The following is a 24216-nucleotide window of genomic DNA, read 5'->3' on the forward strand; positions in this document are numbered from 1 at the left end:
CTGTTGTTTGCGATATGGGGGGAAAGATCCTTTCGGTAACTTTACGGTCATGTCGCTAACTGTTATGTCCCTGTCGCAAATCACGTCCCGAGTTTACGGGGCGTACAACTCCAGCGCTGTTCCAGACGGCATAGGGGTAGGTCAGAACACGCTATCCCCCGATTCCCGAACTCCCTGGTTCACCCATGCAGCTGTTGTTATTTGTCGCGCTCCACCGCAGCAATGCAGGTGTCGTGCCGACTGTGGCGGATGAGAAAGCAATAACCGTGCTCAAAGCGTGGAGTAGTTCACGAAATTTTCACTTTGGCCTGGCGGGTGACGGGAGAACCCCCGTAAAACCGGGGGCTAAGAACCTTTGGTTCGTTTGGCGGGGCTGCGCTGGAATAAGCGAAAAGGTTGCCCCGGAGGTCAAAACGTTACCGGGGCAGGTGGGCGCTGAGTAGTTTGCGGATGCTTTGCGGTCTCGGTGGTTCCAATCGGCTTCATTTTGGTGCGAAAAGTAGCGTTTCGTAACCTGGCGGGTCGTTACCGCGCCCCTGGAGTCGGGAGAAACGAGTGAAAGCGCGTGAACCAAAGCAGTGCAATGCATTTTCAGCGTCAGGTCGGCAATGCTCTGGCGAGCGATCGGAGGTATCCTGCATCAAGCGGTCTGCAGCACAGGTCAGGTGCGAGTGGACGAGGTATTAAACAGTTGTAGGAGATTTGTCTGTGTTTGTTATGGATCCGCGTCTTCAGGAAGACACCTTCGTGCTGGGGGACTTTCCCCTTAGTCGGCTATTGCTGAGCAAGGACGCCAACTATCCCTGGTTTATTCTGGTGCCGCGTCGCGCTGACATCAGTGAGTTATTTCAACTTGATGACAAGGACCAGCGACAACTCTGGAACGAAACTACTGCCCTGGCCGAAACCCTGAAGGACAGTTTTGCTGCCGATAAGATGAACGTCGCAACACTGGGCAATGTCGTCAGCCAATTGCATATGCACGTTATTGTGCGTCGACGTAATGATCCGGCCTGGCCAGCACCTGTCTGGGGAAACAAGCCGGCGATTGCTTACACCGCCGAGCAGGTCGCGAACATTCGCCAGCGTCTGAAAACGGTTCTGGATGATGACTTCACGTTTGCCGAGGAGTGAATCATGACGCTTGAAACGCGGATAACCGAGCTGGAAAGCCGCCTGGCCTTTCAGGACGATACGCTGCAGGCCCTCAATGATGTGCTGGTCGACCAGCAGCGAGTAGTGGAGCGCCTGCAGTTGCAGATGGCGGCACTGCTCAAGCGCTACGAGGAAATGGTCGGTCAATACCAGAGCAGCGAAGAAGAGGCGCCGCCGCCTCATTATTAAGAGCGGGAAGGCAGTTACAAAAAAAACCGCGGTCGCTCAGGCGCCGCGGTTTTTTGTTTGCTGCGTATCAGCGCCGTGGGGCGGCGATTACATCTTCGGCTTGCAGGCCCTTGTCGCGGTTCATGACCGAGAACTCCACGCGCTGGCCTTCGACCAGGACGCGGTGGCCTTCGCCACGAATGGCGCGAAAGTGAACGAAAATGTCATCGCCCGAGTCGCGGGAGATGAAGCCAAATCCCTTGGACGTGTTGAACCACTTCACCGTGCCGGTATCGCGGTTGCTCATGTCGTACTGGGTGTGTTGATTGCGGGCGGTGCCGGTTTTGATGAATGCGGCGGCCAGATGCACAAGCACCGCAAGCAAGGTGCAGGCAAGCGCTGGCAGGTTGCCCAGCTCCGGGCGAGCCAGCAGGGTCAAGGTCTGCAGGACGACAGCAATGACCAGCAGGGCGCTGGCAAGACGCTGCAGGTACAGGTGCAGGCCTTTGTAGTGCTGAGGTACAACGGGGGCAAGCAGCAGGTTGAGCAGGCCGAAAAGTGCCAGGTAGACAGCTTCCGGTTGCTGCACGAGTGTAACGGCATCAGCTCTTAGGCTGGGTATGATGGACAGCAGCAAGGCTGCAGCGCCCGTCAACAAGTGGACGATCTTGAACATGTTGGTTGGCTCACATTTATAAGGCAGATCACAGGAAGAGCTGACGTCACGGCGCGCGTTGGGTTAAGAAGCGCAAAAACGTGAGGAGAAGGTCAGCCTATGCGCCCCTGCACTGACTGTCCTCAGGGGCGGCACGCCGCCTATTTAACAGCAAAGCCCCGGGCTTCTCAAATGATCGGCAAGCCGCGTGTCGCTTGACCTTGGTCAGAGAGTCGGCAATCTCCAGCACTGTGCCGCAGGTGCGAGGCTGCAGGGGGTGGCGACTCTTGATACAGTGAGGGCTCCTGCTTGATGATCAAGCATCATGGAAAGGGGAATGATATGGCAATTGATATTGGTATAAGCGAAGAAGATCGCAAGTCTATCGTCGACGGCCTGTCGCGACTGTTGTCGGATACTTATGTGCTTTATCTGAAGACCCATAACTTTCACTGGAACGTGACGGGGCCTGCGTTTCGTACATTGCACTTGATGTTTGAAGAGCAATATAACGAGTTGGCGCTGGCGGTGGACTCCATTGCCGAGCGCATTCGTGCCCTGGGTTTTCCGGCGCCAGGCGCTTATTCGATCTACGCGCGCCTGTCTTCTATCAAAGAGGAAGAAGGTGTGCCGGCTGCCAATGAAATGATCAAGCAGCTGGTGGAAGGCCAGGAGGCCGTAACCCGTACAGCCCGAAGCATTTTCCCGCTGCTGGACAAGGTCAGCGACGAGCCCACCGCCGACTTGCTGACCCAGCGCATGCAGGTGCACGAAAAGACCGCCTGGATGTTGCGCTCGTTGCTCGAAGGCAAGTAATAAAAGTAAGTTGTTGAAAAAGCGCCCGTGCCGAATATCAGGTCCGGGCGTTTTACGTTCAAGGGGAAGGGTTTCTGCAGTTTCATTATTCCCGTTGTCTTGCTGAGTAATCCTACGGCGAGAGTGAGCAGGTCTGCTGGAATCAAGCAGTACGGCGGCGCTTTATTGGGGCGAGCACCTGAGTGGAAGGATGCACTCGGGATAGTTTCCCTGTTAATTAAAAGCGCGTGGTGTCTGTTATGTCTGAATGGATGAATCGTGACAAGCGTGTGGGTGGAGCCGCCGAGGAGGGTGTCGATCCGTTCTATACGGGCTTCAACATGAGTCTGGCGCAGCCGCTGTCCCGGTCGGTGCGATTGAACGGCTTTTCCACCTGCCTGCGTCTTGAGCAAATCTACTGGCGGATTCTGGAGCGCATCGCTGAAGCCAATCAATGCTCAGTCAGCGCCGTGTTGTCCTACGTGGATCGCGAGGTGCACCTGCGTCACGGTGGGGTAAAGAACTTCAGCGGCCTGATCCGGGTGATCTGCGTGGCCTATCTGCTGGGAGGCAAGTGACACGCTAGTCGGTGCCGGGCTGCACAGCACTCCTTAACCATATATAATCCCGCGCTTTACTGCCTGAACCAGCCTGTGCTGTGGTTAACGAGACACGCCTATGCCCATGTACGACTATCAATGTGCTTCCTGTGACCACCAGATGGAGGTCCTCCAGAAGATCAGCGCCGAGCCGTTGACTGATTGCCCAGCGTGCCAGAAACCCGAGCTCAAGAAGCTGATTTCTGCCCCGGGTTTTCGCCTTGGGGGTACAGGTTGGTACGAAACCGACTTCAAGACCGGTGCCAAGAAGAACCTCGCAGGCGGCGACAAAGCCGACTGAGTTGAATTGCACCGGCAGGGTCTTGCACTATTAGCCCTTTGTGGCGCCAAGGCCTCCACTGAACATACGAATGACGAGAAGCGAAACCACCATCATGATGCGCAGCCATTATTGCGGCCAACTGAACGAGAGCCTGGAAGGTCAGGAAATTACCCTTTGCGGATGGGTCCATCGTCGCCGCGACCACGGGGGGGTGATTTTCCTCGATATCCGTGATCGCGAAGGCATGGCCCAGGTCGTCTTCGACCCGGACCGCGCAGACAGCTTTGCCGCTGCCGACCGCGTGCGCAGCGAGTACGTGGTGCAGATCACCGGTAAGGTGCGCCCGCGTCCGGCTGGCGCTGTGAATGCCAACATGGCTTCCGGTGCCATCGAAGTGCTGGGCTACGAGCTGACCGTGCTGAACGAAGCGGAAACTCCGCCGTTCCCGCTCAACGAGTACTCTGACGTCGGCGAAGAAACCCGCCTGCGCTATCGCTTCATCGACCTGCGTCGCCCGGAGATGGCCGAGAAGCTGCGCCTGCGCTCGCGGATCACTTCCAGCATCCGTCGCTACCTCGATGAAAACGGCTTCCTGGACGTCGAAACGCCGATCCTCACCCGTGCCACCCCAGAGGGTGCGCGTGACTACCTGGTGCCAAGCCGCACCCACGCCGGTAGCTTCTTCGCCCTGCCGCAATCGCCACAGCTGTTCAAGCAGCTGCTGATGGTTGCCGGTTTCGACCGCTACTACCAGATCGCCAAGTGCTTCCGTGACGAAGACCTGCGCGCTGACCGTCAGCCGGAATTCACCCAGATCGACATCGAGACCAGCTTCCTCGATGAATCCGAGATCATGGGCCTGACCGAAAACATGATCCGCAAGCTGTTCAAGGAAGTCCTGGACCTGGAGTTCGGCGAGTTCCCGCACATGACTTTTGAAGAAGCCATGCGCCGCTACGGTTCCGACAAGCCAGATCTGCGTAACCCGCTGGAGCTGGTCGACGTTGCCGATCAGCTCAAGGACGTTGAGTTCAAGGTCTTCAGTGGCCCGGCCAACGATCCGAAATGCCGCGTTGCCGCCCTGCGTGTACCTGGCGCTGCCAGCATGCCGCGCAGCCGCATCGACGAATACACCAAGTTCGTCGGTATCTACGGTGCCAAGGGCCTGGCCTACATCAAGGTCAACGAGCGCGCCAAGGGCGTCGAGGGCCTGCAGTCGCCGATCGTCAAGAACATCCCGGAAGCCAACCTCAATGTGATCCTCGATCGCGTTGGCGCGGTCGATGGCGATATCGTGTTCTTCGGCGCCGACAAGGCCAAGATCGTCAGCGAGGCGCTGGGCGCCCTGCGGATCAAGGTCGGCAATGACTTCAACCTGCACACCTGCGAGTGGGCACCGATGTGGGTCGTAGACTTCCCGATGTTCGAGGAGAACGACGACGGCAGCTTCACCGCCCTGCACCACCCGTTCACCGCGCCGAAGTGCAGCCCCGAAGAGCTGGAGGCCAACCCGGCCACCGCCCTGTCGCGTGCCTACGACATGGTCCTCAACGGTACCGAGCTGGGTGGCGGTTCGATCCGTATCCACCGCAAAGAAATGCAACAAGCGGTGTTCCGCCTGCTGGGTATCGAAGCGGCCGAACAGGAAGAGAAGTTCGGCTTCCTGCTCGACGCTCTGAAGTTCGGTGCGCCGCCTCACGGTGGTCTGGCCTTCGGTCTGGATCGCCTGGTCATGTTGATGACCGGTGCACAGTCGATTCGTGAAGTCATCGCCTTCCCGAAAACCCAGAGTGCTGCTTGTGTCATGACCCAGGCCCCAGGCCTGGTCGATGCCAAGGCCCTGCGTGAGTTGCACATCCGTTTGCGCGAACAGCCCAAGGCTGAGTAAGCGGACCCCGGGCGCATCCACATGGATGCGCCTTTGCGTTCAGCAGTACAGATTTCATGGTTCCTGCCCGGTGTCGTGCCGGGCAGGTGCGTAGCATTGTTTCAAAGGATTCGGAGTGCGTTATGGCTGGTCATTCCAAATGGGCAAACATCAAGCACCGCAAGGAGCGTCAGGACGCCAAGCGGGGCAAGATCTTCACCAAGTGGATTCGTGAGCTGACCGTCGCCGCCAAGCAGGGCGGTGGCGATCCAACCTCCAACCCGCGGCTGCGCCTGGCCCTGGACAAGGCCTTGGGTGCCAACATGAGCCGCGACATCATCGACCGGGCCGTTGCCCGCGGTGCTGGCGCGACCGAAGCCGACAACGTCGAAGAGCTCAGCTACGAGGGCTACGGCCCGGGCGGCGTGGCGATCATGGTCGAGGCCATGACCGACAACCGCAACCGTACCGCTGCTGCCGTGCGTCACGCGTTCAGCAAATGCGGTGGCAACCTGGGGACGGATGGCTCCGTAGCTTACCTGTTCGAGCGCAAGGGGCAGATTTCCTTTGCCGCTGGCATCGATGAAGACGCACTGATGGAAGCGGCGATGGAAGCCGATGCCGATGACGTGGTCAGCAATGATGACGGCTCGTTCGATGTCTTCACCTCGTTTGCCAGTTTCTATGCTGTGCGCAATGCGCTGGAAGAGGCCGGTTTCAAGGCGGCGGACGCGGAAATCGTGATGCAGCCGACCACCAGCGCCGAGCTGGACCTGGACGGTGCACAGAAGGTGCTCAAGCTGATCGACATGCTCGAGGACCTGGACGATGTGCAGAACGTCTACTCCAACGCCGAGATTCCTGACGAAGTGATGGAAAAACTCGGCTAAGGTACAGCCCTGGCTGGTTGGAAGCCGGACCCGCCTGCAGTTGCGATGCGACTGCAGGCGGGTCCGGCTTCTGTCTTTGGAACGACGCCTACAGGCGTCAATGAATACGCAGGCGATATGACTCTGATTCTTGGCATCGACCCCGGCTCGCGCATCACCGGCTACGGTGTGGTGCGCCAGGGGGCGCGGGGCTGCGAATATGTAGCTTCCGGGTGCATTCGCACCGGCAGCGGCGAGCTACCGGAGCGCTTGCAGATCGTGTTTCGCGGCGTGCGCGAAATCATTCACCAGTACGGGCCCGTGACCATGGGCATCGAGCGGGTGTTCATGGCGCGCAACGCCGATTCGGCGCTCAAGCTTGGCCAGGCCCGTGGCGCGGCAATCGTTGCGGCTATCGAAGAAGGGCTGGAGATTGCCGAGTACAGTGCGACCCAGGTCAAGCAGGCGGTTGCCGGCACGGGCGGGGCCAACAAGGAGCAGGTGCAAATGATGGTCATGCACCTGCTCAAACTGACCCAGAAGCCGCAAATAGATGCCTCCGATGCCCTGGCCATTGCCCTGTGCCATGCGCACACTCGCTCTAGCCTGTTGCCCCACGGCCTGGGCACTGCTCGCAGCCGTAGCGGACGCTTGCGGCTCTGATAGCATCATGCGTTGAAACAAATTTTGACCGGGCAATGCCTTCGGCCATTGCATTTGCTGTTAGGGTTGACCGGTTGTTTGCCGGCGCCCATGAGGAAGGATTGCAACGTGATTGGACGTTTGCGCGGCACACTGGCTGAAAAGCAGCCGCCGCACCTGATTGTCGATGTCAACGGCCTGGGCTATGAACTCGAAGTGCCGATGACCACCCTGTATCGCTTGCCCAAGGTCGGTGAGGCGGTGACCTTGCATACCCATCTGGTGGTGCGCGAGGATGCCCACCTGCTCTATGGCTTCCATGAGAAGCGCGAGCGAGAGCTGTTCCGTGAGCTTATCCGGCTCAATGGCGTAGGCCCCAAGCTGGCCCTGGCGCTGATGTCGGGGCTGGATGTCGATGAGCTGGTACGCTGTGTCCAGGCACAAGACACCTCGGCCCTGGTCAAGGTGCCGGGTGTCGGCAAGAAAACCGCAGAGCGCCTGCTGGTCGAGCTCAAGGACCGGTTCAAGGCCTGGGAAACTTCACCGGCGATGTTCGCCCTGGTGCCGAACGGCCCCTCGCCGATTGCCACCGTATCCAGTGCCGAAGCCGATGCCGTGAGCGCCCTGATCTCGCTGGGCTACAAACCCCAGGAGGCCAGCAAGGCGGTTGCCGCCGTTGACGCCAAGGGCCTGAGCAGCGAAGAGCTGATCCGTCGCAGCCTGAAGGGAATGATCTAAGTGATTGAAGCCGACCGACTGATAGCCGCCACCGGGCGTGACCGCGAAGAGGTCCAGGACCGGGCGATTCGCCCCCTGCGCCTGGCCGAGTACATCGGCCAGCCGGTGGTGCGCGAGCAGATGGCCTTGTTCATCCAGGCCGCCCGCGGGCGCAGCGAATCGCTGGATCACACCTTGATCTTCGGCCCACCGGGGCTTGGCAAGACCACCCTGGCCAACATCATCGCCCAGGAAATGGGCGTCTCCATCAAGAGCACCTCGGGGCCGATTCTTGAACGCCCTGGTGACCTGGCTGCCTTGCTGACCAATCTTGAGCCCCATGATGTGCTGTTCATCGACGAGATCCATCGGCTGTCGCCGATCGTCGAGGAAGTGCTGTACCCGGCCATGGAAGACTTCCAGCTCGACATCATGATCGGCGAAGGCCCTGCGGCCCGCTCTATCAAGCTCGATCTGCCGCCCTTTACCCTGGTCGGTGCCACCACCCGCGCCGGCATGTTGACCAACCCCCTGCGCGACCGTTTCGGTATTGTCCAACGCCTTGAGTTCTACAACACCGAAGACCTGGCCACCATTGTCAGTCGCTCCGGCGGCATTCTTGGCTTGCCGATCGAAGATGACGGTGCCTTTGAAATCGCCCGGCGTGCGCGGGGTACGCCGCGAATTGCCAACCGCCTGCTGCGTCGGGTGCGTGACTATGCCGAAGTGCGTGGCAAGGGCCATATCACCAAGCCCATCGCCGACATGGCGCTTAACCTGCTGGATGTCGACGAACGTGGCTTCGATCACCAGGACAGGCGTTTGCTGTTGACCATGATCGAGAAGTTCGACGGCGGCCCGGTGGGCGTCGACAGCCTGGCAGCGGCCATCAGCGAGGAGCGCCACACCATCGAGGACGTGCTCGAGCCCTACCTGATCCAGCAGGGCTACATCATGCGCACGCCGCGAGGGCGGGTTGTTACCCGTCACGCTTATCTGCATTTTGGTCTGAACATCCCCAATCGGCTGGGCGAGTCGAGCAGTAGCGAAGGTTTTTCCGCCCAGACCGATGAATGACAGATTTATCCAGTGATTTTGTGGTCCTATCGGCTGGCATGGAAGGACCACGCTGGCAATACGACATAATCGATGAAAAAACAGTTGCCGGGGCGGATTGGCAAGCTGAGGAGTTAGCACTAGAGTATGCGCGCGCAAAATGGGCTTGAGCCGTTCGCACACCGTTGTCGGGTCTACTACGAAGATACCGATGCGGGTGGCGTGGTGTATTACGTCAACTACCTGAAATTCATGGAGCGTGCCCGCACCGAGCGGTTACGCGCACTGGGTTTTTCCCAGTCGGCACTGGCGCAGGAAAACCTGCTGTTCGTGGTCCACTCCAGCGAGGCGCGCTATCACGCGCCTGCGCGGCTGGACGACGAACTGCGGGTTACCGCGCAAGTGCTTGAATTGAACCGGGCCAGTCTGCGTTTCGTACAGCAGGTCTGGCGCGAAAAAGATGCAACGCTGCTCTGCGAAGGGCAGTTTCTGGTGGCCTGTGTGCGCGCCGATACTTTCAAACCCCGGGCCATTCCCCCAGCGCTACGTGCGGCATTTGCCGAGGCGGGCGATCCGGGTACTCATTCAAATGCAGGAGATTAAGCGTGGAAGCTAACGTCGTCGACCATACCTCCATGTGGAGCCTGGTCAGCAATGCCAGCATCGTGGTACAGCTGGTCATGCTGATTCTGGTTGCCGCATCGGTAACGTCATGGATCATGATTTTTCAGCGCAGCACCATGTTGCGCGCCGGTCGTCGAGCCCTGGACAGCTTTGAAGAGCGCTTCTGGTCGGGGATCGACCTGTCCAAGCTGTACCGTCAGGCCGGCAGCAACCCGGACCCGGATTCGGGTGTCGAGCAGGTCTTTCGCGCCGGTTTCAAGGAATTCTCCCGTCTGCGCCAGCAGCCAGGTGTCGATCCGGATGCGGTGATGGAAGGTGTTGGCCGTGCCATGCGCGTTGCCATCTCCCGCGAAGAAGAGAAGCTCGAACAAAGCCTGCCATTCCTGGCCACCGTAGGTTCCACCAGCCCGTACATCGGTCTGTTCGGTACCGTTTGGGGCATCATGAACTCCTTCCGCGGCCTGGCCAGCGCTCAGCAGGCCACCCTGGCCACCGTAGCACCGGGCATCGCCGAAGCGCTGATCGCCACCGCCATCGGCCTGTTCGCTGCGATTCCAGCGGTTATTGCCTACAACCGTTTCGCTGCCCGCAGTGAAGTCTTGATCGGTCGTTACTACACGTTCGCCGACGAGTTCCAGGCCATCCTGCACCGTAAAGTGCACACCAGCGAAGAGTGATCAGGTAAAAGCCCATGGCCCGAGTTCGCCACAAACGCAAGCCGGTCGCCGAGATGAACGTGGTGCCCTACATCGACGTGATGTTGGTACTGCTGGTCATTTTCATGGTGACCGCACCGATGCTCAACCAGGGCGTGAAGGTCGACCTGCCCAAGGTTTCCAGCGAAGCCTTGCCGCAGGACAACAACGTCCAGGTCCTGACCATTTCGATCAAGGCTGACAAGACCTACTTCTGGAATCTTGGCAGTGAAGTCGACACCGAAAAGCAGATGGACAAGGCCATGACCTTGCCGCAAATGACCGACGCCGTGACCAAGATCATTGCCGCCGGACGTGACCAGGGCAAACAGACCCAGGTCTTCATCCGTGGCGACAAGTCCGTTGACTACGGCGCGGTCATGGGTGCCATGGGCGGGTTGCAGAAGGCAGGTGTCGGTAACGTTGGCCTGATTACCGAGGCGCCCTGATGCAACAGCGAGAGCCATCCGCCTCGGAAAGCTATTTCTGGCCCAGTGTCTGGGCCATTGCGCTGCACGTCCTGGTGTTCGGCATGCTGTTCGTCAGCTTTGCCATGACCCCGGAGCTGCCGCCGGCCAAGCCTATTGTCCAGGCAACCCTGTACCAGCTGAAATCTAGAAGTCAGGCCACCACCCAGACCAATCAGAAGATTGCCGGGGAAGCCAAGAAGACTGCTTCGCGTCAAACCGAAGAAGAGCAGATGGAGCAGAAGAAGGTCGAGCAGCAGGCTGTGAAAGCTGCGGAACAAAAGAAGGAAGAGGCTGCTCAAAAGGCCGAAGAGGCCCGTGAGGCTGCCGAAGCGAAGAAAGCCGAGGAAGCAAAGAAGGTCGACGAGGCGAAGAAAACCGCCGAGGCCAAAAAAGCTGAAGAGGCGAAGAAGGCCGCTGAAAAGCAGCAGGCCGATATCGCCAAGAAGAAGGCTGAGGAAGAAGCCAAGAAAAAGGCTGACGAAGAGGCCAAGAAACAAGCGGCTGAAGAAGCCAAGAAGAAAGCTGCCGAAGACGCCAAGAAGAAGGCGGCCGAGGACGCGAAGAAAAAAACAGCGGCTGAAGAGGCGAAGAAAAAAGCCGCCGAGGACGCCAAGAAGAAAGCCGCAGCTGATGCGGCCAAGAAGAAGGCACAGGATGCAGCCCGCAAGGCGGCTGAAGACAAGAAAGCCCAGGCCCTGGCCGAGCTTCTGTCGGACACCACCGAACGGCAGCAGGCACTGGCTGACGAGCAGGGTGACCAGGTAGCCGGCGACTTCGACGACCTGATCCGTGCACGTGCAGCCGAAGGCTGGGCACGTCCACCTTCTGCGCGCAAGAACATGACGGTGGTTCTGCAGATCGGCATGTTGCCCGATGGCACCATTACCTCGGTGAGCGTCGCGCGCTCCAGTGGCGATGGTCCGTTTGACAGCTCGGCCGTTGCCGCGGTCAAGAACATTGGCCGTCTAACCGAAATGCAGGGCTTGAAACCGAGCGAGTTCAATCCCTACCGTTCATTCAAGATGACTTTCACACCTGAGGATCTAGCCTTGTGATTAAACTTCTTCGAGGACTGCTGGTCGTTCTCTGCTGTACAGCAGGGATCGCCATGGCAGAGGAAAAGAACATTCTGGTCACCAGTGGCAGTGACCGGGCAACGCCTATCGCGGTCGTGCCTTTCGGTCTGCAGGGCGGTAGCGTGCTGCCGGAAGACATGGCGGACATCATCGGTAATGACCTGCGCAACTCCGGTTATTACTCGCCGATCCCGCGCCAGAACATGATCAGCCAGCCTAGCCAGGCCAGCGAAGTGATCTTCCGCGACTGGAAAGCCCTGGGCGCCCAGTACGTCATGGTCGGCAGCATCGTGCCAGCGGGCGGCCGCCTGCAGGTGCAGTACGCGCTGTTCAACGTCGCCACCGAGCAGCAAGTGCTGACCGGCAGCGTCTCGGGTAGCGTCGATCAACTGCGCGACATGTCGCACTACATCGCCGACCAGTCGTTCGAGAAGCTCACCGGCATCAAGGGTGCGTTCTCCACCCGCATGCTGTACGTGACTGCCGAGCGCTTCTCCACCAACAACACGCGCTACACCCTGCAGCGTTCGGACTATGACGGCGCACGCGCGGTGACTCTGCTGCAATCGCGCGAGCCGATCCTGTCGCCACGCTTTGCACCCGATGGCAAGCGCATTGCCTATGTGTCGTTCGAGCAGAAGCGTCCGCGCATCTTCGTTCAGCACATCGACACTGGCCGTCGCGAGCAGATCACCAACTTTGAAGGCCTCAACGGTGCTCCAGCCTGGTCGCCGGATGGTTCGCGCCTGGCGTTCGTGCTGTCCAAGGACGGCAACCCGGACATCTACGTGATGAACATGGGCTCGCGTCAACTGTCGCGCGTCACTGCCGGTCCTGGCATCAACACCGAACCGTTCTGGGGCAAGGATGGCTCGACCATTTACTTCACCTCTGATCGCGGTGGCAAACCACAGATCTATAAAACCAATGTTTCGGGCGGCGGTGCCGAACGCGTAACTTTCGTTGGCAACTACAACGCCAACCCTAAACTGTCGGCGGATGAAAAGACCCTGGTGATGATTCATCGCCAACAAGGTTTCACCAACTTCAAAGTGGCTGCGCAAGATTTGCAACGCGGCAGTGTAAAGATTCTCTCGGAAACAAGTCTTGATGAGTCCCCCACTGTTGCGCCTAACGGCACCATGCTAATCTACGCCACCCGCCAGCAGGGCCGGGGAGTCTTGATGCTCGTCTCTCTCAACGGACGCGTGAGGCTCCCGCTTCCTACCGCTCAAGGCGAAGTCAGAGAACCGTCCTGGTCCCCTTACCTGAACTGACGCGGCGCTTTACGTTGTACTTAACACATTGGGGTTCATTAGGAGTTTCACGATGGAAATGCTGAAGTTTGGTAAGTTTGCTGCGCTGGCTCTGGCCATGGCCGTAGCCGTAGGTTGCTCTTCCAAAGGCGGCGACGACGCTGGTCAAGGCGCTGTTGATCCTAACGCTGGCTACGGTGCCAACACTGGCGCTGTTGACGGCAGCCTGAGCGAAGAAGCTGCTCTGCGCGCAATCACCACCTTCTACTTCGAATACGACAGCTCGGACCTGAAGCCAGAAGCCATGCGCGCTCTGGACGTTCATGCCAAGGACCTGAAAGGCAACGGCGCTCGCGTCGTGCTGGAAGGTAACACCGACGAGCGTGGTACTCGCGAATACAACATGGCTCTGGGCGAGCGTCGTGCGAAAGCCGTTCAGCGCTACCTGGTACTGCAAGGCGTTTCCCCAGCTCAACTGGAACTGGTTTCCTACGGCGAAGAGCGTCCAGTTGCCACCGGCAACGACGAGCAGTCCTGGGCTCAGAACCGTCGCGTCGAACTGCGTAAGTAATTCGATATGCGAATGTGCCGTCGTGCTGTAACCGTCCTGGCGCTCAGCCTGCCACTCGTGGCATTGGCTGAGGTTCCTGTTGTTGATGACAACGCAGGCTATAGCGGCGCTAGCAGCTATCCACCTGCGGGTTATGGTACGAACGGCGCCTACGCCGGGGGAGGGGTTACGGCCCCTGCCTCGGCGCAGGGTCAGCTGTTCATGCAACTGCAGCAGATGCAGGATCAGCTGTCGCGTCAACAAGGCATCATCGAAGAGCTGCAAAACGATGTTGCGCGCATGAAACAGGAAAGCCTGGAGCGATACCAGGACCTGGATCGGCGTATTGGAACTGGCGGTGCTCCTGCCGCAGCTCCCGAGAATTCCGCAACCGGTGGCGCAGCCGCCGGTGCCGCTGCAGGTGCTGCCGCCGCGCAGCAACCTGCAGCCAGTAGCGAACCTGGTGATCCGGCCAAAGAGAAGCTCTACTACGACGCTGCTTTTGACCTGATCAAAGCCAAGGACTTCGACAAGGCCAGCCAGGCGTTCAACGCCTTCCTGCGCAAGTACCCGAACAGCCAGTACGCCGGCAATGCCCAGTACTGGCTCGGTGAAGTCAACCTGGCCAAGGGTGATCTGCAAGCCGCCGGTCAAGCCTTCGCCAAGGTCAGCCAGGTGTATCCCAAGCACAACAAGGTGCCGGATTCACTGTACAAGCTGGCCGACGTAGAGCGCCGCCTGGGTCACACTGACCGGGTCAAAGGCATTTTGCAGCAGGTCATTACCCAATACCCGGGTACCTCTGCTGCACAACTGGCCCAGCGCGACCTGCAGAAGCTCTAAACCGGTCGTTCAAGAAGAAACCCGCGCCAGTCGCGGGTTTTTTCGTTAGAATCTCTGCCCTTTTATTGATCTACGCTGCTGCGGACTACGCGATGACGGGTTTTCAGCGGTGCCTGACGGAGGCGGACAGCCTGTTTAGCTGTTACGCCCGTGGCGACTATGCAAGACACATTACGTATCACCGAAGTTTTTTACTCTTTGCAGGGTGAAACGCGTACCGCCGGCCTGCCCACGGTATTTGTCCGTCTCACCGGCTGCCCATTGCGCTGCCAGTATTGCGACAGCGAATACGCTTTCAGCGGCGGCACCGTTCGCACACTTGACTCGATCCTTGAGCAGGTCGCCGGCTTCAAGCCGCGCTACGTCTGCGTCACCGGTGGTGAACCGTTGGCCCAGCCCAATGCCATCCCTTTGCTACAAAAGCTCTGCGACGCCGGTTACGAGGTGTCGCTCGAGACGAGCGGCGCCCTGGATATTTCCAAGGTCGACCCGCGGGTAAGCCGCGTGCTCGACCTCAAGACCCCAGGCTCCAAGGAAGTTGCCCGCAATCGCTACGAGAACATCGAGCTGCTGACCGCCAACGATCAGGTCAAGTTCGTCCTCTGTTCGCGGGAAGACTATGACTGGGCGGTGTCCAAGCTGATCCAGTATGGCCTGGACCAGCGCGCGGGCGAGGTGTTGTTTTCGCCAAGCCATCATGAGCTGCGGGCAACCGACCTTGCTGACTGGATCGTGGCTGACAACCTGCCGGTGCGTTTGCAGATGCAGTTGCACAAACTGCTCTGGAATGACGAGCCCGGCCGCTGAAGGAGTGAATGCAATGACTGAGAAACGTGCGGTAATCCTGCTGTCCGGTGGCCTGGATTCGGCCACCGTGGTCGCCATGGCCAAGGCCGAGGGCTACAGCTGCTACACCATGAGCTTTGACTATGGTCAGCGCCATCGCGCTGAGCTCGATGCCGCTGCGCGGGTTGCTCGCGACCTGGGCGTGGTCGAGCACAAGGTGATTGGCCTGAACCTGGACGGGATCGGTGGTTCGGCCCTGACCGACAGCAGCATCGATGTGCCCGAGGCGCCAAGTGAAGGCATCCCGGTCACCTACGTGCCGGCCCGCAACACCGTGTTCCTGTCGTTGGCACTGGGCTGGGCTGAAGTACTGGAGGCACGGGATATCTTCATTGGCGTCAACGCCGTTGACTATTCGGGTTATCCGGATTGCCGCCCCGAGTTCGTCGAGGCGTTCGAGCGCATGGCCAACCTGGCCACCAAGGCCGGTGTCGAAGGGCAGGGCTTCCGTATCCAGGCGCCGCTGCAGAACTTGAGCAAGGCGCAGATCGTTCAAGCCGGCATCGCCCGTGGCGTGGACTACAGCCTTACCGTTTCCTGCTACCAGGCCGACGATGAAGGCCGTGCCTGTGGCAAATGTGACAGCTGCCGCCTGCGCGCCGACGGCTTCAAGGCAGCGGGTGTCGAAGACCCAACTCGATATTTTTAAATTATTTTGCGATGGGGTGTTGATTTCCTGTTAGAAATCAGTATTATACGCGCCATCCAACGGGTCGTTAGCTCAGTTGGTAGAGCAGTTGGCTTTTAACCAATTGGTCGTAGGTTCGAATCCTACACGACCCACCATACGCTGTAAGAGAAAGCCCGCTACCTGCAAAGGTCGCGGGCTTTTTCGTTTCCGGGCTCGCGAGACAAGCCCGCCCCGCAGAATCTGCAGGAACGGGCTTTCCCCCGCGATCACGCTTTAGAACGCGTACGTGGCCGAAAGAATCGCCGAGCGCGCATCACCATACTCAATGGCCGACGAGCGGGCATCCGTACCGTTCTGCTGACGCACGCGCTCGACGTAGTCCTCATCGAACAGGTTGTTGACGTTCAGTTGCAGGTCCAGCTGTTCGTTGACCCGGTAGGCAACCATGGCGTTGTGCACCCAGTAGGCATCCAGCTTGGCGGCCGTACTGGAGGTCACGTTGCGCTCGCTGACGTAGCGCGCACCATAGCCGACCGTCCAGTCGGCCGGGAGCTTGTAAGTCGTCCATACGTTGAGCGAGCGCGGCGGGGTGTTGCCCAGCGCCTGGCCTTCGCGGGCGATGCCGGCGGCAGTGTCGGCGGCATCGAGGGTTTCGCTGTCCAGGAAGGTATAGTTGGCGAACACGTCCCACTGCTCGGTGATGTGGCCAGTCACGCCCACTTCAACACCCTGCACCCGCTGCTTGCCCGCAAGCTGGGTGGAGCCATCGGCCATGGTTTCACGGGCGTTGGTCTTCTCTACGCGAAACAGCGCGGCATCGAGCTCCAGGCGCTTGTCCAGCAACTCCCATTTGGTGCCCAGTTCCCAGGTTTCGTTTTTCTCGGGCGACAAGTCCGCAGTGGCAGTGGTCAAGCCGCCGCCGGTGGAGGCGAGGCTTTCAGCCGAGGGGTTGAAGGAGTTGCCCCAGGCTACATAGATGCGTCCGTTCTCGGTCGGCTTGTAGACCAGGCCTGCGCGTCCGCTGAGTTTTTCGTCGTTGGAGTCGACGTCAGAGATTTTCCCGTGATCGGCGCCATAGCCCTGGGCGTCTCCCTTGAACTTGTCGTAGCGCAGGCCCAGGTTCAGGTCCCACTGCTCGTGCAGGGCGATGGTGTCGAACACATACAGGGCCTGGTTGGTCAGCTCGGTCTCGGTATAGCCGCTGGTGGCCTTGTTGACCGGGCCTGTCCATTTCCCTGGCGGGTTGCTCAGGTCGTAGCCGTTGGCAGGGTACAGGGCGTTGCTCAGGCCATGTCCGTAGGTTTTCAGGTCCAGGGTTTCGCGCGACACCTCAAAACCGGTGACCAGGTCGTGACGCATGCCCAGCAGCTTGAAGTTGCTCACCAGGTTGGTCTGGTTGATCCACATTTCAGTGGTCGCATCTCGGCCGTAGCCTTGCGGGCCTGCAGGGCGATAGCGGCCAGCCGGAACGCCGGTGGTGTTGACGTGCGAAGCCGACACAATGGTGTCACGGGCAATGTGGCTGTAGCGGGTGAGGTTCTGCAGGCGCAGGTTGTCGTTGAAGTCGTGCTCGAAGTTGGCGGTAAAGGAGCTCTGCTCGATCTCCTCCTTGTCGAGGTTCTTCCAGCCGAAATAATCCTCACGGCTGACCCCGCCCAGTTTCTTGCCATCCAGGGCCGGTACGCCGTAGTCGGGCAGGTTGTCGTCCACCTGGTGGAACGCACTCAGGGTCAGGCGCGTGGACTCGCTGAAGCCCAGGCGCAACGACGGTGCGAGCCCCCAGCGTTCGCGGTCGATCTCTTCGCGCCCGGCCACATCGTTCTGGTGGCCCATGAGGTTGACCCGGAACGCGCTGTTCTCGCCCACACCTTCGAGTGGCTGGTTGCTGTCCAGGGTCATGCGGTAGTAGTTGTCGGTACCGACACTACCGCCCAGGCGGGTAAACGCCCGGTCCTGTGGCTGCTTGCTGATGATGTTGATGCTGCCGCCGGTGGTGCCGGCACCGCCGAACACCGAGTTGGGCCCCTTGATGACTTCGACTTGCTCGATGTTGAAGGTATCGGTGCGGTTGGTCTGGGCGCTGTCGCGCAGGCCGTCGATCTGGATGTTGCTGTTGGCCGAGAAGCCGCGGATGTTGATGCTGTCGCCTGAGCCGCCACCCCCTTCGCCGGCGTTGAAGGTGATACCCGAGACGTTGGACAGCACCTGGCGCAAGCTCAGCGCTTGTTGTTCCTGAATGACCTGGGCAGGCACCACGGTGATGGTCTGCGGTGTATCGAGCAAGGGTTTGGCCAATTTACTGGACGCTGAATGCTCGGTTTTGTATGGGCTGCCGGACTGGGCGTCGACGTTGATGTTGTCCAGTTGCAGGGCTTTTTGTCCGGCCTGTTCGGCGAACGCGTAACCACTTGAGGAGGCAACGGCAAGGCCCAGTGCACAGGCCTTGAAAGGGCGGGGGGAGCGGGGGGCGGTGTTAGAGCTTGTCATGGGCAAGGAGACCTGAGAAGGCAGAAGTTACATTTGTTATTGAGAAGCATTAACTAGTGTACGCCTCAGGTGTCGGTACTGAGAATCGCTCACATTAACCGCATGTGTGAGCAAATATTACAGGGGTTGCTGCCGCCTCCACAGATACGAAAAGCGTCGTAATCCGTTACGGACAATGCCGTGCGAAGCGCCTGACTGCTTTATAGTAGCGGCCTTCAAAATGGCGCCTGCGGGAAAGGAAGTGGTGTGTTTTTCAGGTTAATTCTGATCGCCTTCGTGCTGGCGATATCGGCGTGCAGTTCCCATTCCCCAAGCCCGGGCCCATCGGCCAACAAAGTGGTAAGCGGCGCCTACAAGGTCAAGCGTGGCGACACCTTGTATTCGATTGCCACGCGCCATGGCTGGAGCTTCAAAGAGCTGGCGCGCTACAACGGCATCAGTGCGCCCTATGCAGTGAATGTCGGCCAGACCATTCGCTTTGGTGGCGCAAAAACCACCAGCCGCCCGGCAACCACGACTGCCAGCAAGGGCAAGCCTGTGGCCCCGTCCACCAAGGTTACCCTGCGTGGCTGGGCGTGGCCGCTGGAAGGCGCGGTGATCGGCCGGTATTCGTCGGCCGACAAACTCAACAAGGGCATTCGCATCGCCGCCACCCAGGGCCAGCCGGTGTACGCCAGCCTCGGCGGCAAGGTGGCGTTCGCGGTGAACATCCGCGGCTACGGCAACCTGATCATCCTCCAGCACGGCACCTCACACGCCAGCGTCTACGGCCACAACAGCAAGTTGCTGGTCAAGGAGGGGCAAACGGTCAGCAAGGGCCAGAAAATCGCCGAGGCAGGTTCCCTGGATACTGACCGCGTGCAGCTGTACTTCGAGATCCGCCAGAACGGCAAGCCCGTCGACCCGTTAAGCGTACTGCCCGCCGCCAGCTGAACTTAGCCACGGTTGGCCGGCCTTGGCTGCAGCAACGGATCGTGCGGGTTGATCTGGCGCAGTGCTTCAAGCAGCTTCTCGGCCTCGGCGGGTTGCTGGTTCTGTTGCAGGTAATGGATCAGGGCCAGGCGCAGGTCGCGGTTGTACGGTTGCTGTTGCAGGTTGCGCCAGAGTTGCGCGCGGGCTTTGTCCCGTTGTCCCTGATCATGTAGTGCCACGGCCAGCACATAGCCGTAACCGGTATTCTCCGGCTCCAGCTGCACCGCTTTTTGCAACGCCTTGAGCGCTGCGTCGCGTTTCCCTTCACGGATCAGGGCCAGGCCATTGGCCTGATGCAGCAAGGCGGCTTCGGGGTGTGCTGCCAGCGCCTCGGCCAGTTCAGTGCGGGCTTCGCTGCTGCGGCCATGGCGGTCCAGCCACTGCACCAGTGCGACCTGTGCCGGGAGAAAATCGGCATCGCGCTTGATCGCGGTGCGCAGGTAATTCTCCACCTCGGCGTCGCGGCCATTGGCCTGGTACAACAGCGCCAGGTTGAGGTTGGCTTCAGCGCGTTCCAGCAGGCTCAACTGCACCTGCTCATATTCGTCGATCGCCTTGTTGAAGGCGGCCTCGTCGCGGCCCAGTCCTGCGGCGCGGGCCGGCAACAGCGCGTAGGCGGCAGCGATGCGCACGGCCAGCGCCGGGTCGCGCAGCAGGGGCGCCAGCAGGCCCTGGCGTTGCTCCGGCGGCAGGAGGGCGGCGACGGCTTCCAGGGCGCTCAGGCGCACTTGCGCGTCCTTGTGCTTGAGGTCGCGGGTGGCGGCATTGAACGTCTGTTCGCTCGGGTAGTTGGCCAGTTCAGCCAGCAGGGTGGCGCGGCGAATGGCGGGCAGGGCGTTGCCCTGCAGTTGTTCGAGCAAGGCTTGCACCGCGCCGGGCTTGCCACCGCGCAGCAGGTCCAGGCTGGAGGCGTAGGTACTGCCGCCGTCCTTGCCATACCAGAGGCGGAACTGATCGGCGATCTGTTGCCCCTTGCTGGATTGGTGACAGCTCAGGCAGGCATCGGGTGTACCCAGCTTCAACGCCTGTGCCGGTGCCGGAATGCTGAAGCCGTGGTCGTGACGCCAGTCGTTGACCATGTAGAACTTGCCCGGCATGTGGCAATCCACGCACTGCGAGCCCGCTTGGCCAGGGGTGTGACGATGATGCTCGACCGCGGTGTAGTCCTTGGCCTTGAGGCCTGTGCCATCGACACCGGCGATGGTGGTTTTGCCTGCTGGGTTGTGACATTGCAGGCACACGCCATCACCGGGCGCCTTGAGCTGGGTGCTGTGCGGATCATGACAATTGCTGCAGCGCACGCCCTTGGCAAACATCTTGCTCTGGGTGAAGGCGCCGTACTCGAACACCTCGTCCTTGATCTTGCCGTCGAGTGCGTACAACTCGCGGGTCAGCCGGCTTGGCAGGTAGTCATCCATCAACCGACGATCAGTGTGAAAGCCATCACTCAGAGGCGCGCGGCGGGCATGGCAGCGCGCACAGGTTTCCACTTCGCTGATGTTGTCGGTGTGGGCCAGGCTGCGATTGAAGCCGAGGTTGGCTTGCTTGCCCGGTTTGGCGGCCCACTCCAAGTGAGTGGACGCAGGGCCATGGCAGGCCTGGCAACCCACTCCAAGGCTGTTCCACTGGCTGTCGAACGCCCCGCTGGCGGCATTGAAGTTACGTTTGAAGCCGGTGGTGTGGCATTCCACGCACATGAAGTTGGCGTTCTGCTGCGGTTTGCTCCAGTGCAACGGGTCCTTGAAGTCCACCCCTTGGCCTGGATAGAGGTGGAACCACTGTTGCTTCTGGGTATCCCAGGCAACGCCAAGGGCTTGCAGATGACCCTCGCCGGTGTCGATCAGGTACTGCTGCAGCGGCTCGACACCAAAGGCATAGGCCACCCGGAAATCCTTGTTCTGGCCATCGGCGCCCACGGTGTTGACCCAGAACTCCTGACCCTGACGAAAGAATCTGGTGGTCTCGTGCTCAGCCTTGAACTGGCGGTCGGCGAAATCGCCGAGCACCGATTGCTCGCTGGCATCCTGCATGGCCAGTTGGTGGTGCGAGCCTTTCCAGTGATCGGTCTGGGCCTGGTGACAGCCCTGGCACTGAGCTTCATCTACCAGCGTTGCCGGGGGCGCTGCGACCGGCGCAGGCGGCGCCGCGGTGGTGGTCACGGCGGTCATGGGCGCTGACTGGTCGACCAGCACCCAGGCGATCACGCTCAGCAGCAGTGCCAGGCCGGCCAATACAGGCCAGAACCATTGACGGGCGGGGGAAGCAGGTGTGGCGGTATCGGTACGCTTGCGATGAGGCTTGGACATGCAGACTTCCGTGATCCGATGAACTGGGGGCAGCTTGGGTGAGGCAGTGATTGGCTGTCAAAGGTTTCAGGGCATGCCGAGGAACCAGCGAAAGTAAGGGTTCTTGCTATCTTCACGGGCTACTTCGCGCACTTGCCGGGCCCAGGTTTCACGCTGGCCGCGGTAGGCGCTCAGACCAACCTGGTAGAAGCGCAGCAGGCGCTGGCGCTGCTCGTCCAGTTGCAGGCGGAAGAGGCTGTCGTCACCCTGCAGTGGCGGCGGGCTGTGGAGGGCCAGCAGCTCGGGCAGCACCCGGATGATTTCGTCGTTGCGCACCCACGGTGCATATTCGATACGGGGCTGGTCGTCGGTGACCGCCGGGGTAGCGCCCGCGTAGCGCTCAAGGCCTGTACGGTCGGTCACCCAGGTGGCCAGCAGGCTGGCCGGCGAGTCGATACCCACCGCGCTCAGGGTGCTGAGGACCTCAGGTTGCTGCAGGCGCTGGCTGATACGCGCCAGATCCAGCTGCACCGGCTGCTGCGAGCCCACCAGGAGCATTTCGTGGAACTCGGTGGTCCACAGCGAGGCATGGGGAAATACGTCTAGAAAGCTTTGCACCAGCGCACGGCTGTCATCGTTGTTCTGGGTCGGCAGCGGCAGCCACTGCGCGACCAGCCCCTGGGAATTGAGGCGGCTTGATGCCAGCTGATAGAAATCGCGCGAGTACAGGTTGACCACCCCAGCGGCCGATGGCGGTGGTGGCTCGAGGGTGATCAGGTCGTAGGTTTGCGGGTTGCCGAGCAGCTCGCGGCGGCCATCACGCAGGCGCACTTGCAGGCGCGGGTCGCTGGCGGCGTTGTAGTTGCCCTGGAACAGCGACGTTGCGTTGACCACGCCGGGCAAGAGTTCTGCCACCACCCGCTGCTCAAGCCCCGGATAGCGCAACAAGGCCCCGGCAGTGATCCCGGTGCCCAGGCCGATCACCAGCGCCGAGCGCGGCTCGCCGTTGTGGATCAAAAGCGGCAGCAAGGCTTGCAGGCGCATGTAGCGCAGAGAGGGCAGGGCATCGCCGGTGTTGGACACACCCTGAATGTACAAACGGCGGAAACTGCCCTGGCGCTTGTGCTGCTCGACCACGGCGACGGTGCCCCCGCGACCTTCCTCGTAGAACACCAGGTCGCTGCCGCGGGCCCCGGGCAGCAAGGTGGCCAGGCGATCGGTGGGTGTGAGCGCGGCCACGGCGAGGCTGGCGATACCCAGGGCGAACACCGCCCGGCGCTTGCCGGTACTCACCTGCTCGCCGCGCAGCACCGCCAGCAGGGCGACCAGTGCCGCCAGCACGGCGAGCACCCCCAGGGTGCGCACCAGGCCCAACTGCGGCACCAGCACGAAGCCACAGAGCATGACCCCGACGATACCGCCCAGGGTATTGAAGGCCACCACCGAACCGACATCCCGGCCCACATGCCCTTGCTCGCTGACCAGGCGCAGGGCCAGCGGGAAGGCTGCGCCCAGCAGCGTGGTCGGCAGAAAGACGATGCTCAGGGCAACCACGGCAAAGCGTGCGCACATACCCGCCAGGGCGCTGCCGCCCATGGCCAGCACCACGGCCTCGGCCTGGGTCTGCAGGTGAATCAGCCAGCGTCCCAAGCCTGCGATTTCCAGCAGGGCCAACAGACCGGCGCCGCCGATCAGCAGGGCGAAGGCACCCCACGGGTCGGTGATCCGGTCGGCACGCCGCGCATACAACGCACTGCCCAAGACCAGCCCGGCCAGGTAAGTGGCCAGCACCACGGCGAAGGCAAAGGTGCGGGTACTCATGAACTGGACGATGGCCTGGGACCAGACCACTTCATAGCCCAGGGCGATGCCCCCGGCGATGGCGTACAACGCCAGGGCAAGATAGGCCGCGCCTTTGCGTGAGGGCGCGGGGTGCGCCTGGGCGTCGCTGCCAGGGTTGTCCTGGGCCAGCCAGAACGCACCGCCTGCGGCGACCAGGTTGAGCACGGCGGCGGCGCAGGCACTGCCAAGGATGCCCAGCGCCGGAATCAACAGGAAGGCGGCAAGCAGGGTGCCGACAATCGCGCCTGCCGTGTTGGCGGCATACAACTGGCCACCGGCGCGGCCGATGCTGTCGACGTCGCGGGTGACCGCACGCACCAGCACCGGCAAGGTGCCGCCCATCAGCACGGCCGGTAAGCCGACCAGGGCAAAGGGCAGCACCCACGCCAGCAGGCCGACGCTGTTTTCCAGGCGCGCAAAGGGGCCGGCAGCCATGCCCAGTGCCCAGGTGGCGGCGACACCGATCACGGCCACGGCCAGCTCAAGCAGGGCGTAGAAACGCAGGGGCCGCTGCAGGCGATCGGCCCGTCGACCCAGCCACAGGCCGCCCAGGGCCAGGCCGGCAAAAAACGCACTGATACCAGCGGTAATGGCATACACCTCGACGCCGACCACCAGCGAGAGCTGTTTGATCCACAACACCTGGTAGACCAGCGCCGCAGCACCGGACGCCAGCAGCAACAAGGCGGCGGGGGTGACGCGGGTTCGAGTCTGCGGGGTGGACAGGGTGGAGGCTTTGCTGCGTCGGGAGGTACTGGCTACCGGCATCGGGGCGAAGGCCTTGTATTGGTATGCGAAATATTCTGTATAGCTTATTGGGCAGCGTGAGCCTA

At 60.8% G+C, this 24216-nt stretch carries 25 protein-coding genes and 1 tRNA gene; 22 read left to right on the forward strand and 4 right to left on the reverse strand.

What is annotated here, in order from left to right:
* Positions 1-708: 708 nt before the first annotated feature.
* Positions 709-1134, forward strand: coding sequence for an HIT family protein (locus U9R80_RS06310; protein ID WP_301837177.1), 426 nt, complete (start codon positions 709-711; stop codon positions 1132-1134).
* 3 nt (positions 1135-1137) lie between these two features.
* Positions 1138-1344, forward strand: coding sequence for a SlyX family protein (locus U9R80_RS06315; RefSeq protein WP_028943062.1), 207 nt, complete (start codon positions 1138-1140; stop codon positions 1342-1344).
* 67 nt (positions 1345-1411) lie between these two features.
* Here U9R80_RS06315 and U9R80_RS06320 read toward each other — a convergent pair whose 3' ends face one another.
* The gene (locus tag U9R80_RS06320) at positions 1412-1999 is read right to left on the reverse strand and encodes a cold-shock protein (protein WP_301837176.1); all 588 of its coding nucleotides are present in this window, start codon (positions 1997-1999) and stop codon (positions 1412-1414) included.
* 321 nt (positions 2000-2320) lie between these two features.
* Here U9R80_RS06320 and U9R80_RS06325 point away from each other — a divergent pair, with 321 nt between their 5' ends.
* The 19 genes from U9R80_RS06325 (at position 2321) to U9R80_RS06415 (ending at position 15952) form a co-directional block, all read left to right on the forward strand.
* Positions 2321-2794: a Dps family protein gene (locus tag U9R80_RS06325; RefSeq protein WP_128322369.1), complete on the forward strand. Its 474-nt coding sequence runs from the start codon at positions 2321-2323 to the stop codon at positions 2792-2794.
* 239 nt (positions 2795-3033) lie between these two features.
* Positions 3034-3351: a ribbon-helix-helix domain-containing protein gene (locus tag U9R80_RS06330; protein WP_301837175.1), complete on the forward strand. Its 318-nt coding sequence runs from the start codon at positions 3034-3036 to the stop codon at positions 3349-3351.
* 100 nt (positions 3352-3451) lie between these two features.
* Complete coding sequence (locus U9R80_RS06335; RefSeq protein WP_301837174.1) at positions 3452-3673, forward strand: FmdB family zinc ribbon protein; 222 nt, start codon at positions 3452-3454, stop codon at positions 3671-3673.
* A gap of 94 nt (positions 3674-3767) precedes the next feature.
* Complete coding sequence (gene aspS / locus U9R80_RS06340) at positions 3768-5543, forward strand: aspartate--tRNA ligase (RefSeq protein WP_301837484.1); 1776 nt, start codon at positions 3768-3770, stop codon at positions 5541-5543.
* 122 nt (positions 5544-5665) lie between these two features.
* Positions 5666-6412, forward strand: coding sequence for a YebC/PmpR family DNA-binding transcriptional regulator (locus U9R80_RS06345; RefSeq protein WP_028943068.1), 747 nt, complete (start codon positions 5666-5668; stop codon positions 6410-6412).
* 117 nt (positions 6413-6529) lie between these two features.
* Positions 6530-7054, forward strand: coding sequence for a crossover junction endodeoxyribonuclease RuvC (ruvC, locus tag U9R80_RS06350; RefSeq protein ID WP_301837172.1), 525 nt, complete (start codon positions 6530-6532; stop codon positions 7052-7054).
* Between the two features lie 108 nt (positions 7055-7162).
* On the forward strand, positions 7163-7771 hold the full coding sequence (gene ruvA, locus U9R80_RS06355; RefSeq protein ID WP_301837171.1) for a Holliday junction branch migration protein RuvA: 609 nt from the start codon (positions 7163-7165) through the stop codon (positions 7769-7771).
* Complete coding sequence (gene ruvB, locus U9R80_RS06360; protein WP_301837170.1) at positions 7772-8827, forward strand: Holliday junction branch migration DNA helicase RuvB; 1056 nt, start codon at positions 7772-7774, stop codon at positions 8825-8827.
* Positions 8824-8976, forward strand: a complete 153-nt coding sequence (locus U9R80_RS06365; RefSeq protein ID WP_324804808.1) for a hypothetical protein — start codon at positions 8824-8826, stop codon at positions 8974-8976. Before ruvB ends, U9R80_RS06365 begins: the two co-directional genes overlap by 4 nt.
* A complete protein-coding gene (gene ybgC / locus U9R80_RS06370) occupies positions 8954-9409 on the forward strand; it encodes a tol-pal system-associated acyl-CoA thioesterase (RefSeq protein WP_301837169.1) in 456 nt (151 codons plus the stop codon). Before U9R80_RS06365 ends, ybgC begins: the two co-directional genes overlap by 23 nt.
* 2 nt (positions 9410-9411) lie before the next feature.
* Positions 9412-10107: a protein TolQ gene (tolQ, locus tag U9R80_RS06375; protein WP_010223192.1), complete on the forward strand. Its 696-nt coding sequence runs from the start codon at positions 9412-9414 to the stop codon at positions 10105-10107.
* Between the two features lie 14 nt (positions 10108-10121).
* Complete coding sequence (gene tolR / locus U9R80_RS06380) at positions 10122-10574, forward strand: protein TolR (RefSeq protein WP_028943072.1); 453 nt, start codon at positions 10122-10124, stop codon at positions 10572-10574.
* On the forward strand, positions 10574-11650 hold the full coding sequence (tolA, locus tag U9R80_RS06385) for a cell envelope integrity protein TolA (RefSeq protein WP_301837168.1): 1077 nt from the start codon (positions 10574-10576) through the stop codon (positions 11648-11650). The genes tolR and tolA overlap by 1 nt, the downstream gene beginning before the upstream one ends.
* 53 nt (positions 11651-11703) lie before the next feature.
* Positions 11704-12948, forward strand: a complete 1245-nt coding sequence (tolB, locus tag U9R80_RS06390; protein ID WP_051270484.1) for a Tol-Pal system beta propeller repeat protein TolB — start codon at positions 11704-11706, stop codon at positions 12946-12948.
* Positions 12949-13000: 52 nt separating this feature from the next.
* Positions 13001-13498 carry a peptidoglycan-associated lipoprotein Pal gene (gene pal, locus U9R80_RS06395; protein WP_028943075.1) on the forward strand — a complete coding sequence of 166 codons (498 nt, stop codon included), beginning with the start codon at positions 13001-13003 and terminating at the stop codon, positions 13496-13498.
* Positions 13499-13504: 6 nt separating this feature from the next.
* Positions 13505-14320, forward strand: coding sequence for a tol-pal system protein YbgF (ybgF, locus tag U9R80_RS06400; RefSeq protein ID WP_105641154.1), 816 nt, complete (start codon positions 13505-13507; stop codon positions 14318-14320).
* A gap of 159 nt (positions 14321-14479) precedes the next feature.
* The gene (gene queE / locus U9R80_RS06405) at positions 14480-15127 is read left to right on the forward strand and encodes a 7-carboxy-7-deazaguanine synthase QueE (RefSeq protein WP_301837167.1); all 648 of its coding nucleotides are present in this window, start codon (positions 14480-14482) and stop codon (positions 15125-15127) included.
* Between the two features lie 13 nt (positions 15128-15140).
* Complete coding sequence (gene queC / locus U9R80_RS06410) at positions 15141-15815, forward strand: 7-cyano-7-deazaguanine synthase QueC (protein WP_301837166.1); 675 nt, start codon at positions 15141-15143, stop codon at positions 15813-15815.
* 61 nt (positions 15816-15876) lie between these two features.
* Positions 15877-15952, forward strand: a tRNA-Lys gene (locus U9R80_RS06415).
* 118 nt (positions 15953-16070) lie between these two features.
* On the opposite strand, the gene U9R80_RS06420 is transcribed toward U9R80_RS06415, so the two are convergent.
* Positions 16071-18284, reverse strand: a complete 2214-nt coding sequence (locus tag U9R80_RS06420) for a TonB-dependent receptor (protein WP_301837165.1) — start codon at positions 18282-18284, stop codon at positions 16071-16073.
* A gap of 246 nt (positions 18285-18530) precedes the next feature.
* Here U9R80_RS06420 and U9R80_RS06425 point away from each other — a divergent pair, with 246 nt between their 5' ends.
* The gene (locus U9R80_RS06425; RefSeq protein ID WP_301837164.1) at positions 18531-19217 is read left to right on the forward strand and encodes a peptidoglycan DD-metalloendopeptidase family protein; all 687 of its coding nucleotides are present in this window, start codon (positions 18531-18533) and stop codon (positions 19215-19217) included.
* A gap of 2 nt (positions 19218-19219) precedes the next feature.
* Here U9R80_RS06425 and U9R80_RS06430 read toward each other — a convergent pair whose 3' ends face one another.
* Both U9R80_RS06430 and U9R80_RS06435 read right to left on the reverse strand, forming a co-directional pair.
* Positions 19220-21562 carry a tetratricopeptide repeat protein gene (locus tag U9R80_RS06430; protein WP_301837163.1) on the reverse strand — a complete coding sequence of 781 codons (2343 nt, stop codon included), beginning with the start codon at positions 21560-21562 and terminating at the stop codon, positions 19220-19222.
* Positions 21563-21628: 66 nt separating this feature from the next.
* Positions 21629-24151, reverse strand: a complete 2523-nt coding sequence (locus tag U9R80_RS06435) for a fused MFS/spermidine synthase (RefSeq protein WP_301837162.1) — start codon at positions 24149-24151, stop codon at positions 21629-21631.
* Positions 24152-24216: the final 65 nt, after the last annotated feature.

The sequence above is a fragment of the Pseudomonas sp. JQ170C genome (genome assembly GCF_035581345.1).
GTDB lineage: Bacteria > Pseudomonadota > Gammaproteobacteria > Pseudomonadales > Pseudomonadaceae > Aquipseudomonas.